Source organism: Bacillus sp. FSL W8-0770 (assembly GCF_038008705.1).
GTDB classification, from domain to species: Bacteria; Bacillota; Bacilli; order Bacillales; family Bacillaceae_G; genus Bacillus_A; species Bacillus_A cereus.
Genome location: NZ_JBBOZR010000001.1, coordinates 3,230,831 through 3,244,516, shown reverse-complemented (window position 1 = coordinate 3,244,516; position 13,686 = coordinate 3,230,831). Strand labels below are relative to the sequence as shown.

The window sequence follows — 13,686 nt, the reverse complement described above, 5'->3', positions numbered from 1 at the left end:
GAAGAAAATAAATTTTATAGTGATGGTACAACAAGTACAGAAGCGAATCCTACCCACGTATATGGAGAAAAAGGAACATATAATGTGGAACTAACAGTGGAAGATAGTAGAGGAAAAGAAAAGAAAGTAAAAAACAAACAAAAGTTACTGTAAAACAAGAACTGCAAACAGGTGGATCCCTCGAAGAGGAGAAGGACTTCCAATACGCTTGTAAAAGGGAATCTGATTACTCCTGATCAGACAGATGTTTAAACGTTTGATGTTATAGTTCTGAAAGAAGTAGTTATTTCTGTGATAAATGAACAAAATATTGGGATGACATGGGTACTTTATCATGAATCAGACATGTAAAATTACGTAGCTTGTGGTAAAGATGAAGGAAATACTATAAAGGGAAAACTCGTAGCGAAACAAGGAAAATATTATTTGAATGTGTATAAATCCAATGATAAGAATGGTGAATATTCATAAAGTATACTTAATATCAGTAATTCATATAATTAGGAGTGGTTTCTATATTTAGAGAAAATACAAAAAGGATACTTCTGTCATTAGTAACAAATCCAATACTAATAATTGTATACGGGATTTTTTGTTATGAGTTGGCCTTATACTGTCAGTACGGAAGAATGAATTATAATATTTACATTTTGTTATTATGTATAGTACTTTTTATATCCATAACTACATTTACTACAATGCGGGTGATAAAAAATAGAGAATATGAATCTAAAAAATTAACAAATTCAATAGCATGGAGATCCATTTCTATTATCATTATTGTTGCAATTACATCATTTTATGGGATGCAGATTTATAAAAGTGCAATAAATTACAATGGCAAATTGGCATGGTTTATAGAAAAGTTAAAACATGAAAGGTCAGTTAAACTTAAACATAATAATATATATAAATCTGGAGTAGAAGGTATTTTTGAAGATATCAATAAAAAATATCCTTTGCCAAAGAAATTGTATATGGCAACTGATTTTGATCTTACATTTCATTCAGATGGAACAATCACAGCGTTTGATACATTTGTTTATGGGAAAAATGTTGATGGGAAAGAAGAAACTTATTTAATCTCTTATAATAAGAAGAAATCAGAAGATATTACTATAATACGAGATGGATATGCAAAGCCTGATTATAATGATGATAAATTAGTAGAACCTTTAATTAAAACGGTTAAGGCGATCCCAGTTAAGCAAACGGTCAAAAAATGGAATGAAAGTAAGTATGGGTTGATTTATTATGGAAAAAGAAATTGGGGATCCAATACAGAGGGAATTATTAATATTACTGAGGATGGTAAGAGGCAGAGTGTTAAAGAAGCAGCTTCTGATATCATTGGATATACTGTATCTATATTTGTCCCTGGAAAAGAGAAAGAGCTGGTCCCTGCTAGATATAATTTAATAAGTGACGCAAGTTGGAGTAAATCAAAGACGCCTCCAAAAGAAGATATGCTTAAAGAGAAGGAACAACAAGATTTAAAGAATGAAAAAGAACAGTTTTTCCTATCGAAAGAAGTTGGTTATAAACTAAATATGACAGATAAAGCATTAGGGAGCGCCTTTTATTCATTAAGCAAGACTAGTGATGAAGGGAAAACATGGGAGGTTATCAATCCAGACCCATTTAATGGGGGGATTGGTAGTGTATCAGGAATCATTTTTATAAATGATAAACTTGGGTTTTTAGGAGCAATTAGGCCTTCTGGTAATGAAGGAGAGTTATATCGCACAGATGATGGGGGAGTATCTTTCAAAAAGGTAGAATATCCGCCGCATGAAGTGAAATTAGATCATACACAGTCCACAATAAGTCCTTTTGATTCTCCTAGTATGCCATATGAGAAAGATGGGGTTTTTAATATGTTAGTTGGACAAGGGGCAGATGGAGACTACAATGGCGATAGTAGTGCACTTTATCAATCAAAAGATAACGGAGAGACATGGGAATTTGTAGAAGAAGTGAAAAAGAAATAATCAGAATGTTTTTTTTAAAATAAGGTAACTACTCAGCTATACATTTCATGACGGACAGGAAGAATTTAAGAGTGAAATAATTAAAGTTCTTTCTCATGCTGGAGGTTGGTTAATATGGTCTACTATTCTTGCATCTTCCATCATGTATACTGTTACTTTATATAAGAATCATCCAGATATCAGAAAAATTATACATGCTCGTTTTGAAGAAATAAAGCAACGAATAAAATATTAATGTAACTAATAAAAAACGTTATTCTTTCTAGTAATTTTGCTTATTTAGAAAGAATAACGTTTTTGTTTTTTAATACTCAAGTAATAGTTTACCTACAGTTCCTATCATATAATTTATTGAATTTTAATATACGTTATGTATAACAGATATTTACCTTATAAAATAAGGGGGGAATATTATGACTGAGACAAACGAATCTTTAGGAGTTAATTTGAAAAAAGATGTGAAGTTTTCTATTATAATTCCTGCGCATAATGAAGAAAAGTACATTAGAAAATGTTTAGATTCAATTGCAAAGGCATCAGAGGCATATAAAGAGCAAACGGAAGTTATAGTTGTTTTAAATCGTTGTACAGATAAAACAGAGGAAATAGCAAAATCTTATAATTGTATTACATTGAAAAATAACGATAAAAACTTATCTAAAATTCGAAATGCAGGGGCTAAAATAGCCAGTGGAGAAATAATCGTTACTATAGACGCTGATACGATAATGACAGAGTCTATGTTGTTTAATGTAGATAAATATTTAGCTTCAGGTAAATACATTGGTGGTGGGGTGAATGGGAAGTTTGAAAGAATATCTTTAGGAATATTTCTCTCCGCAATGTTAATCATAATCCCTTTACTTTTTAAGTACGGAGCTATATCTGTAGGGATTTTTTGGTGCTATAGAAAAGACTTTATGGCAATCAATGGATTTAATGAAAACATGCTTATGGCAGAAGATGCAGATTTCGCAAAACGTTTAAAAGAGTGGGGAAAGAAAAATAATAAGAAATTCGGTACTATTAAAAATGGAATGATAACTTCATGCAGAAGATTTGATACATATGGAGACTGGACTTTATTTAAAAATCCAAAAGTAATTTTAGCTTATCTAAAAGGAAATGATAGAAAATACGCAGATAAGACATATTATGATAACCAAGAAAGATAAAAGTGGAGAAAAGCGGCAGAGGATAGCTAGTACTTTTTTTAGATATGATGAGAATCCAACTTAATTTAATAGATACTATAAGAAAAACATCAATTTGATTACCCTTTTTCAAATTGATGGTTTTTATTTTTGAAATAAATATGTATTTTTTTATAAAAATATTTTTTGACCCCCATAAAACTTTGTACTCCTCCGAATATGTATAGTGGAAAAAATAAATAGAAGAAAAATGACTATGAAAGAATATAGAAGTATTAATAAAATTACTAGATTAAGTGGGCATCCAAAGTAAAAGGATTAAATTACCAATTATATAGAGGAGAGTTATTCAAGGATTGCAGATAAAATAGAAAAAGAATAAGCAAAACGAACGGTAGAAAATAAGAAAGTAGATAAAAATACAAACTTAACTGTAGTGCCGAGAGAAAAGAAAAAATCATTAAGAAAACGTTAGACTCTAAAAATATAACTAACAGCAAGAAAACAAGACCGAAGAAAAGTACCAAGAAAATCTGGTTAAATGGTCACTTGTGTAGTGGCCATTTTACTATTTGAAGGAGGCTGGGAGATTACAAGTGTTGAGTTTAGTAATGAAGATCTTAAGAAAACCGAAAATAGAAGATATCGTATGTAACATACAAAATAATGAAGAAGATAAAGAAGCGTTTATCGTACAGTATCAACCTTTTATTAGAAAATCAATCTCATCTGTCTGCCGCCGATATATTACAGAACAGGATGATGAATATAGCATTGGATTGTTTGCGTTTAACGAAGCAATTGAAAAGTATTCCTATACAAAAGGAAAATCCTTTTTAGCGTTTGCTGATCTTCTTATAAAAAGAGATGTAATTGACTATATACGTAAGGAGTCTAAACATAACTTTGTCTTTTTAAAAGAAGATGAGCAAGAGGAAATGTTAGAAATGCAAGTGTCGCTTACGGAGTATATGAAAGAGATGGAAAATAGTAACCGTAAGGAGGAAATTCTTCATTTTCAAAGTGTGCTAGCTGAGTTTAAAATCACATTCTCAGAGCTTGCTAAAGAATCTCCTAAGCATCGTGATACGCGTGAGCAATTAATAGAAATTGTGAAAATTATTATAAAAGAAGAGGAAATGATGGAAGAGCTGTTCCGAAAGAAAAAGTTACCGCTTAAACAGATTGAACCGCGTGTTAGGGTAAGTCGTAAAACGTTGGAACGACATAGAAAATACATTATTGCAATGTGTATTATTTTTGCAAACAACTATACATATATTCTGGATTACATAAGAGGGGAAAAGCATGATGACTAAAGGAATTGTGATGGATATAAAAAAGCATAGCGTAGTTGTTTTAACACCAAATGGAGAGTTTATTACGTGTAAAAGAAAAGGGGATTCTTGCATAATCGGGGAGGAAATCTCGTTTGATGAGCAAGAACAAAAAGCATCGCATTTTTCGATTCCTTTCTTTTTAAAGCCTGCATCAATACTTGTTGCTTGTTTTCTATTTGCAGTTTTGTTTTTCTACAACCAACCAGAAGAAAAAGTATTTGCTTACGTCTCAGTTGATATAAATCCAAGTTTAGAGGTGAGCGTAACGAAGGATTTTCGTGTTATAGATTTGCAGGCTTGTAATGATGATGGAAGGCGTATTTTAAAAGAATTGAAGCAATGGGAAAATAAACAATTACAAGAAGTAATACGTACTATTATAAATCAAAGTCAAGAGGATAAGTATTTAACGAATGATAAGCAAGTTATGCTAACAGCTGTTGCAAAGGACAAGGCACTAGAACCACTTTTGGAAAAGGCAATGAAAGAATTAAAGAAAGAATATGAGCTAAAACATATTACAGTTGAATATCAAAGTAGCACAATGCAAATACGAGAGAATGCTAGAAAAGCTGGAATTGGCACAGGTGTCTATATAAAGCAAGAGAATGAGAAGAACAAATCACTTACGCCTCCTGTCACCCCGTCTAATCCGGTGAAAAACGAAGAAGAGGTGCAATCACAGCCGGAGTCATCTCCTGATGCAACACTCGATTTGTCTCCTGTAAAAGAGAAAAAATATGAAAAGCAAGAGCAGAAAGAACAAAAGAAAACAGAGGAACAGCCATCGAAGCAAATAAAAGAAAACAATGGAAGAGGATCTCAGCAAGAAAATAGAGGGAATCAACAGGAGAATAACAGTAGAGAAGCTCAACAAGGAAATAATGGGAATCAGCAAGGGAATAACGGAAGAGGATCTCAACAAGGGAATAATGGAAATGGGCAAGGGAACAACGGAAGAGGATCTCAACAAGGGAATAATGGAAATGGGCAAGGGAACAACGGAAGAGGATCCCAGAAAGAAAATGACGGAAACGAGCAAGGGAACAACGGAAGAGGATCTCAACAGGGAAATAACGAAAACGAGCAAGGGAACAATGGAAGAGGGTCTCAACAAGGGAATAATGGAAATGGGCAAGGGAACAATGGAAGAAATCCTCAACAAGGAAATAATGGGAATCAGCAAGGGAACAATGGAAGAGGATCCCAGAAAGAAAATGACGGAAACGAGCAAGGGAACAATGGTAGGGGGTCTCAACAAGAAAATAGAGGCCACCAGCAAGGGAATGAAAAGAAGAATCAATAGAATATGGAAGTGAGAGATTCATTTCAAAGCTAAAAGGATTTATTCCGCTATTTGCTGGGCAGCCCGATTGGTGAGGGCTGATGATTAGTGGGGGGTGAACAAAACCCCCACTGATTAAAGTTGCACTTTAATATTCTATAGTTCTATTAAGAAGGAGTATGTGAAAAATATAATGGAGAAAAACATTCAACAAGATAAAGAAAAACCTGTTTTTTATGATCCGAAAGGAAGGAGAAACATAGCCTTTATTTGGTTTCTATGTATCTCAATAGTTAGTGTAAGTGTTGTATTTTATTTTTTCTTTCAAAGTATTTTTTCAACACCAGAAATTCCAAATATGAATACCGCTGTACAACAAGATACTAAACTTGTACCAATTAATCAAAAACTTAGTGATCAGCAGTTAAAGAAGGAAGAATTTAACCCAAATACCGAAACGAAGGATAATAAAAATTTGGTGAATCCGCCGAAGGATAGTAAACATCCTAAAGAAGTGTATGGTTTTTATGTAAACTGGGATGAAAATAGTACCGCTTCTTTAAAAGAAAATATCGATTCATTAACTACGTTAGTACCAGAGTGGTATCATTTAAAAGCAGATTTAACGATTAGAAGTGAGATAAAACCTGAGATTGTAAAACTAGCAAAAAAAAATCATGTGAAGATTATGCCGTTACTTACTAACTATACAGAAAAAGCTTCTGGCCCTGATAGTGAGCTTATCCATAAGTTACTGAATTCGCCGAATGATGTGAAGACGAAATTTATTAATAATTTAGTAAGCGAAGTTAAAAAGAGTCAGTTTTCAGGTATTAATATTGACTTTGAGTCCGTACCTGAAAGTGATAAAGAAAACTTAACAAATTTTATGAAAGAACTTACTAAGGAATTTCATGAACATGATTTGCTCGTTACACAAGATGTTCCAGCTAATGATAAGGCTTTTGATTATAGTGCGTTAGCAAAAATAATAGATCGAATGATTGTAATGATGTACGATGAGCACTATGGAGCCGGGGAACCAGGACCAATTGCTTCAAATAAATGGTTCCAACATACATTGAAAGAACTGAATATTCCGTCTAATAAACTTATAGTTGCTTTCGGTAACTATGGATATGATTGGGAAGTAAATAGTAAAGAAGCTGCAAAGTCTATGACTTTCTCAGAAGTTATGGCAATGGCTCATGATTCAAATATAAAAATTCAATGGGATAAGATGAGTGGAAATCCGTATTTTAGATATAAAACAGGAGAGAAAGAACATACTGCTTGGTTCTTAGACGGTGTTACTCTTTATAATCAAGTGAAAATCGCAATGGACAATCATGCAAAGGGGTTTGCGCTATGGAGATTAGGAGCAGAAGATCCTACAATATGGAAAGTTTTAAAAAATCCTATTGAGGTACAAAAAAATCCTAATGTATTACATAAAATCAGTAGTTTAGATGAAGTGAATTATTCTGGACAAGGTGAAATTTTACAGATTGAGAATGAAAGAAAAAATGGATTGAGAGATTTTAAAGTAGGCAAAGATGAGTATATTACAGATGAAGTATATAGATCCTTACCATCTGCATATGAAGTGCAACGATATGGAAAACCAAATGGGAAACAAGTAGTATTAACATTTGATGATGGACCAGACCCGAAATATACGCCAGAAATATTAGATATATTAAAAGAGAATCAAATAAAAGCTGCTTTTTTTGTACTTGGTGAAAACGCGCAACTAAATACTAGTATTGTAAAAAGAATATACGATGAAGGGCATGAAATTGGCAATCATACTTTCAAGCATCCTAACATAGCAGATACGTCTTTACTACGAACGAAAGTAGAACTTAATACGACGCAACGTTTAATTCAGGAAGTAACTGGACATTCTACGGTTTTATTTAGACCACCATATGAAGCGGATGCTAACCCAGATTCATCAAATGAAATATTGCCTATTTTACGTGCACAAAATATGAACTATACAATGGTAGCGGAAAAAGTTGATCCCGAAGACTGGGCAACACCATCAACAAATGAATTAGTAAAGCGTGCTCTTAATCCCATTTATAAGGGAGAGGGAAATATTATTCTTCTCCATGATGCGGGAGGGAACCGTACACATACAGTAGAGGCGCTCCCAATCATTATTAAAGACCTAAAAAAGCATGGATATAGTTTTGTAACAATTTCAGATTTAATGAATAAAGAACGAGATGAAATTATGCCTCCTGTTTCTTCTGAGGGGAAGCAATATTTACTTTACAATAAAGCTGTCTTTTCAGGGGCAGGATACTTTAAGCATATATTAACAACTATTTTTTATATTGCTATTGGATTAGGGATTTTTCGATTTTTATTCTTAATTTATTTTGCATGGAAGCAGAAAAGAAAAACGTTATCTCGCTATATTAATTCGTCCTATCAACCTTTTGTTAGTGTTGTCATAGCAGCATATAATGAAGAAAAGGTGATAGTCAAGACAATTCACTCAATTTTGGATAGTAATTATAGAGAATTTGAAGTTATTGTTGTGGATGACGGATCGACAGATGGTACGTCAAAAGTAATGAAAGAAACATTTTATAAACACCCTAAAGTTCGTCTCATTCAGAAAGAAAACGGCGGGAAATCATCGGCAATGAACCTAGGGTTTCAACAATCGCGAGGAGAAATCATTGTCACTTTAGATGCGGATACTATTATTGCGCAAGACGCCATTTCTCTAATGGTTAGACACTTTGAAGATCAGAATGTAGCTGCAGTTTCAGGTAATGTCAAAGTGGGGAATAGACGGAATTTGTTAACTACTTGGCAACATGTTGAGTACATTACAGGGTTTAATTTAGAACGTAGAGCTTTTGATGAGTTAAATTGTATTACAGTAGTTCCAGGAGCTATTGGGGCGTGGCGCAAAAAGAATGTAGTTGAATCTGGATATTTAAGCGAAGATACGTTAGCAGAAGATACGGATCTTACTATTACATTTTTACGTCAAGGGCATAGAATTGTATATGAAGAAAAAGCGCATGCTTTTACGGAATCACCTGAAGATGTGAAAAGTCTCATTAAACAGCGGTATCGTTGGTCATATGGTACACTTCAATGTCTTTGGAAACATCGAAAAGCGTTATGTAATCCAAAGCATAAAACATTAGGATTTATTGCACTGCCTAATATGTGGTTATTCCAATATGTGCTGCAATTCATTGCTCCTTTTGCAGATATATTAATGATTATAGGACTATTTAGTAGTAATCCGCTAAAAGTTTTAGGATTTTATCTTGTTTTCTTTTTAATGGATCTTCTCGCTTCTCTATTCGCATTTAAATTAGAGGAAGAGAACCCAAAACCATTGGCATGGTTAATTTTACAACGCTTTATTTATCGTCAATTTATGACTTATGTTGTCATTAAATCTATATTCTCATCAATTCGAGGAGTAGCGGTAGGGTGGAATAAATTAAAGAGACTGGGGAGTGTTAAACATTCCACGGAACATAAGGAGGCATCATAAAAGGGCAGACTATCTGCTCTTTTTTTCATTGGTTTTAGTTAGTTGAATGTAGAGGTGTAGTATAAAAACTGCTGCTTCTATAATGAGATTCCTATTCATCATTAATGGTGAGACATTATGTTAAGCTAATCCTTTAGTTTCGGATTAAAGTTTTTTTATATTTTTTTAAAATGACGGACACAAAAACGCATATACCTTCGAATTATATATATGGATAACATAAATATGTATATAAAAGGGGAGAAATAAGATGAAAGAAAAAAAAGAAATGTTTCAAGAAATCGCTGAGGTGTTAAAGGTATTGGCGCATCCAGTTCGTCTATCTTTAGTAAAAATAATGCTTGCAAAAGGTCCTACTAATGTAACAACAATGTATGGGGATTTACAAATGCCTCAAAGTACAATTAGTCAACATTTATCTAAACTAAAAGCTGCTAAAATGGTTACAGGTACTCGGAAAGGATTAGAAATTTATTATGAGGTAACTGACAATCGCACAAAATCAATATTAGCATGTTTAGTTTAAATGATGATTTCTATTTCAAAATAAAAAGCGCTATTCTTTTCTATGATTTTACAGAGAGAATAGCGTTTTTATTTTTAAGGAGTATCTTTTTATATGCCTATAGAATGGAGTGAAAGGTTTATGGGTTTAAATGTACCTACTATTACCTTAGGTTCTAATGCGTCTAATAATGAAAAAATTCTCGGTTTAGGGGTGCTTCTTTATAGCTTACGTACAATTGAGATTAGAAAAAGTAGAGCGAGCGTTTAATGAGGCGGAAGTAGTGTTTATATGCGAAACTTTATAGAAATCTCATTTTTCTAATTGTATCTTTTTAGATTGATGGATGTGGGGTCACGTCCATCAATCTAAGAAAACAAGTTAGCTAAAAAATGATGAAAATAAACTTTATAGAAATAAAAAATATGAACGTAGAGGATGAAACAAAGTATATAGTGCTTTTTTAGTCATGTAATCTTTTAATCTGATGATCTTTTCCCCATTCAAACAGATTATCCATTATTTGCATTAAAGATTTTCCGTATTCACTTAGTGTGTACTCAACCTTTGGTGGAACTTCTTGATATACGGTACGATAGATAATCCCATCAGCTTCAAGTTGCCGAAGTTGTTGTGTAAGAACCTTTTGTGTAATGTTTGGGATTTCTCGTTTAATTTCATTTGTTCGCATTTTTCCATCTGACAAAATACATAAAATATGAACTTTCCATTTTCCACCGATTACATCGAGTGTTGTTGCAATTGGGCAATTATCATTTTGATTCATATAACACCTCCACAGGTACTTTAAGGTTCCTATAGCACTTTAAAGTACGTACTTTTCAATTATATGTGACTCATTCATACTAATACGTAAAGGGTTGAATAATTTATAAAGGGGATGAAAAAAGATGAAAACACTTGTAATTGTAGCACATCCTGATATTGAAAAATCAAAAATTAATAAAAGATGGATTGAAGAACTTGAGAAATATTCGGATGAAATTACGGTGCATGAATTGTATAAAGTGGCACCGAATTGGGAGTTTAATATTGAAGAAGAGCAAAAGTTATTAGTAGAACATGACAGATATATATTTCAATTTCCGCTTTACTGGTACAGCTCACCACCATTATTAAAAAAATGGTTCGATGATGTATTAACATATGGATTTGCGTACGGATCTAAAGGAGATAAAGTGAAGGGGAAAGAATTTGGTGTAGCTATTTCTATAGGTGGATTAGAAAAAGACTATGAAAATAGTGGGATTACAATGGATGAGTTGACGAAACCATTCCAAGCTACATGCTTATACACAGGTATGGAATTTATACCTTCCTTTTATTTATATGGTGCAGAATATAAACTAGGTGATGAAGAGATTGATAAAAGTGCACCTGAGTATGTGCAATATGTGATGAACAAGAAGTATTCTAATATATAATGGGAAATATCCATTTACTTGTAAAGTAAATGGATATTTTATATTCTTCTTATATTCACTAAGTGTAATCTTTAGTAAATTAATAGTTAATCTGGTAAAATAAAAAACCTAACATATATAAAGGGGAGTTTTACTTGAGAACGATGCGACAATTATTACAAAAGAGAGCAATTCAATCACCAAATTTGGAAGCGCTTGTAGGGGGGACGAAAAGATATTCGTTTCAGCAATATAATGAACGAGTAAATCAGTTTGCACATTATTTGTTACATAATGGTGTGCAAAGAGGAGATCGTATAGGAATACTATGCAAAAATAATCACCCATTTCCAAGCGTTATGATGGCAAGTTTAAAAATTGGAGCGGTATTTATTCCGCTAAATCATCAGCTGACTGTTTATGAATTAGAAACGATTGTAAAAGAAGCGAAATTAAAAGTGTTAGTTATTGATGAAGAATTTAATGAAGTGTTATTAAAGGTTGATGCTGTTAAAGAAATTCCTTATGTAATTCAAACAACAAAAGAAGACTTTGGTTCATTTGAATTAGAGTTGCAAAAACAGCCAACGACAGAACCGAACGTAGAAGTTCATGAAGAAGACGATGCCATTTACTTGTTTACATCAGGAACGACTGGACAGGCAAAAGCATGTGTAATTGGACATAAAAACTTACATCATTATTTTGCTGAAATTGCGGGACAAAGAGAAATCCCAGCAGGTGAACGCTTTTTATCTGTGCATCCATTGTTTCATATGAGTGGCGTGCTTTCTATTTTAAATTGTATTTATCATGGCGTTACGATGATCTTCTTAGCTAATTCGAATCCTGCTCTTATTTGGGATAAGATTGAGGAAGAGAAAATTACTACGATGCTTGCTTTCCCAGCCGTTTATAGTTACATGCTTGATGAACTAAATAAAAAAGAACGTAACATTTCAACCTTTAAAGTAGCACAAAGCGGTGGTACAAAAGTGCCAGAAACACTCATTCAAAAATATATGGAAAAAGGCATATATATGGTGCAAGGCTATGGTAGTACAGAAGGTTGGGTTGTAACCTCATGGCATCCAATGATGGGAAAAGAAAAGATGTCTTCTGTAGGAAAGACCTTGAAAAATGTAGAGGTGAAAATTATTCATCCGGAAACAGGACATGAACTAACAACAAATGAAGTTGGAGAGATTCATGTGAAAAGTCCATACATGTTTAAAGGATATTGGAATAATGAAAAGGCGACAAAGAAGGTAGTAAAAGATAACTGGTTTAACATGGGTGATGCTGGCATGATAGATGATGATGGATTCCTGCATATTATGGGAAGATATAAAGACGTTATTATACGCGGTGGTGACAACGTATATCCAGATCAAGTAGAAGATGTTATTCATGAAATACATGGTGTTTTAGAAGTTGCAGTAGTTGGAGTTCCAGATGACTTTTGGGGAGAGGTTCCGACAGCGTACATTGTAAAAGACATGCAAACGTTTTTAACGGAAGAAGAAATTATACAGTATTGTAAAGAAAAACTAGCAAGCTATAAAATACCCAAAGTTGTATTTATGAACAAATTACCGAAAAATGCTTTAGGGAAAGTATTGAAAAGGGAATTAAGAGAAAATATACTTGTAAAATAAAAACGATTAAATGATGAGGAATCCAGTTATGTACAAAGCATAACTGGATTTTTTGTTTATGGTTCTGTTAGTAGACATCATAAAGATTTTAAAAATTTTGTGTTTTTGGTGTAATATTGAAAATAAAGGGATCTAACTAATTTCAGTACAAGGGGGAGAAAAGATGGCTATAAAATTAGAAACTGAGCATTTATGTATAGAACCTTTTACCAATGATGATGTTTTTAGAATTAAAGAATTGGCTAATGACAAGGAATTAGCTAATATTCTTGGGCTTCCGCATCCATATAAATTGGAGTTCGCGCAAGATTGGGTTGATATGCAACCAGAACTTATTAGGAAAGGAATTGAATATCCTTTAGGAATTGTCTCTAAAGAATCAAGAGAAATTGTAGGTACAATTACACTAAGAATTGACAAGGGTAACAATAGAGGTGAACTTGGTTATTGGATTGGTAAGAATTATTGGGGAAAGGGTTTTGCAACTGAGGCTGTAAACAGAATGATTCAATTTGGCTTTATCGAATTAGGTCTAAACAAAATTTGGGCATCTGCCATTTCCAGAAATAGATCGTCGATTAAAGTATTAGAGAAGTCGGGTTTACGTAAAGAAGGCACATTGAGACAAAATAGACTTTTATTAAATACATATGAAGATGTTGATGTTTATGGAATATTAAAGACAGAATACAACGTTTTAAATTACAGATAAGTTTGGTAGTGTGATGACAAAAGGAAACCCTTTAGAACAGGGTTTCCTTTTTGTATTTCTCAAAAATTAATATTGTAGTTTA

11 protein-coding genes and 2 pseudogenes are annotated in these 13,686 nt (G+C 32.9%); 12 read left to right on the top strand and 1 reads right to left on the bottom strand.

Features of this window, described 5'->3' with window-relative positions; translation table 11 throughout:
- Positions 1–15: 15 nt before the first annotated feature.
- From NST27_RS16710 to NST27_RS16670, 9 genes and pseudogenes are all read left to right on the top strand, one after another.
- Positions 16–471 (top strand): annotated as a pseudogene (locus NST27_RS16710) (PKD domain-containing protein); the annotation flags it as partial.
- A gap of 35 nt (positions 472–506) precedes the next feature.
- Positions 507–1,991 (top strand): WD40/YVTN/BNR-like repeat-containing protein, encoded by a 1,485-nt coding sequence (locus tag NST27_RS16705; RefSeq protein WP_080008944.1) that lies wholly within the window; start codon positions 507–509, stop codon positions 1,989–1,991.
- 40 nt (positions 1,992–2,031) lie between these two features.
- Positions 2,032–2,226 (top strand): annotated as a pseudogene (locus NST27_RS16700) (hypothetical protein); the annotation flags it as partial.
- A 178-nt stretch (positions 2,227–2,404) separates the two neighbouring features.
- Positions 2,405–3,166, top strand: coding sequence for a glycosyltransferase (locus tag NST27_RS16695; RefSeq protein WP_000140998.1), 762 nt, complete (start codon positions 2,405–2,407; stop codon positions 3,164–3,166).
- A gap of 575 nt (positions 3,167–3,741) precedes the next feature.
- Complete coding sequence (gene sigI, locus NST27_RS16690) at positions 3,742–4,464, top strand: RNA polymerase sigma factor SigI (RefSeq protein ID WP_002098197.1); 723 nt, start codon at positions 3,742–3,744, stop codon at positions 4,462–4,464.
- Positions 4,454–5,791, top strand: a complete 1,338-nt coding sequence (locus NST27_RS16685) for an anti-sigma factor domain-containing protein (RefSeq protein WP_033689235.1) — start codon at positions 4,454–4,456, stop codon at positions 5,789–5,791. The genes sigI and NST27_RS16685 overlap by 11 nt, the downstream gene beginning before the upstream one ends.
- A gap of 172 nt (positions 5,792–5,963) precedes the next feature.
- Positions 5,964–9,305, top strand: a complete 3,342-nt coding sequence (locus tag NST27_RS16680) for a glycosyltransferase (RefSeq protein WP_000414274.1) — start codon at positions 5,964–5,966, stop codon at positions 9,303–9,305.
- 250 nt (positions 9,306–9,555) lie between these two features.
- Positions 9,556–9,831 carry an ArsR/SmtB family transcription factor gene (locus tag NST27_RS16675; protein ID WP_000660066.1) on the top strand — a complete coding sequence of 92 codons (276 nt, stop codon included), beginning with the start codon at positions 9,556–9,558 and terminating at the stop codon, positions 9,829–9,831.
- A gap of 93 nt (positions 9,832–9,924) precedes the next feature.
- Entirely contained in the window at positions 9,925–10,080 is a 156-nt protein-coding gene (locus NST27_RS16670) for a hypothetical protein (RefSeq protein WP_001121202.1), read from the top strand.
- A 193-nt stretch (positions 10,081–10,273) separates the two neighbouring features.
- Here the strand turns inward: NST27_RS16670 and NST27_RS16665 are convergent, their stop codons facing one another.
- Positions 10,274–10,597: a winged helix-turn-helix transcriptional regulator gene (locus NST27_RS16665; RefSeq protein ID WP_001072981.1), complete on the bottom strand. Its 324-nt coding sequence runs from the start codon at positions 10,595–10,597 to the stop codon at positions 10,274–10,276.
- 124 nt (positions 10,598–10,721) lie between these two features.
- On the opposite strand from NST27_RS16665, the gene NST27_RS16660 reads away from it, so the two are divergent.
- The 3 genes from NST27_RS16660 (at position 10,722) to NST27_RS16650 (ending at position 13,604) form a co-directional block, all read left to right on the top strand.
- Positions 10,722–11,255, top strand: a complete 534-nt coding sequence (locus NST27_RS16660; RefSeq protein ID WP_000855230.1) for an NAD(P)H-dependent oxidoreductase — start codon at positions 10,722–10,724, stop codon at positions 11,253–11,255.
- A 143-nt stretch (positions 11,256–11,398) separates the two neighbouring features.
- The gene (locus NST27_RS16655; RefSeq protein WP_080008964.1) at positions 11,399–12,892 is read left to right on the top strand and encodes a class I adenylate-forming enzyme family protein; all 1,494 of its coding nucleotides are present in this window, start codon (positions 11,399–11,401) and stop codon (positions 12,890–12,892) included.
- A 163-nt stretch (positions 12,893–13,055) separates the two neighbouring features.
- Positions 13,056–13,604, top strand: a complete 549-nt coding sequence (locus NST27_RS16650; protein WP_000985518.1) for a GNAT family N-acetyltransferase — start codon at positions 13,056–13,058, stop codon at positions 13,602–13,604.
- Positions 13,605–13,686 lie beyond the last annotated feature (82 nt).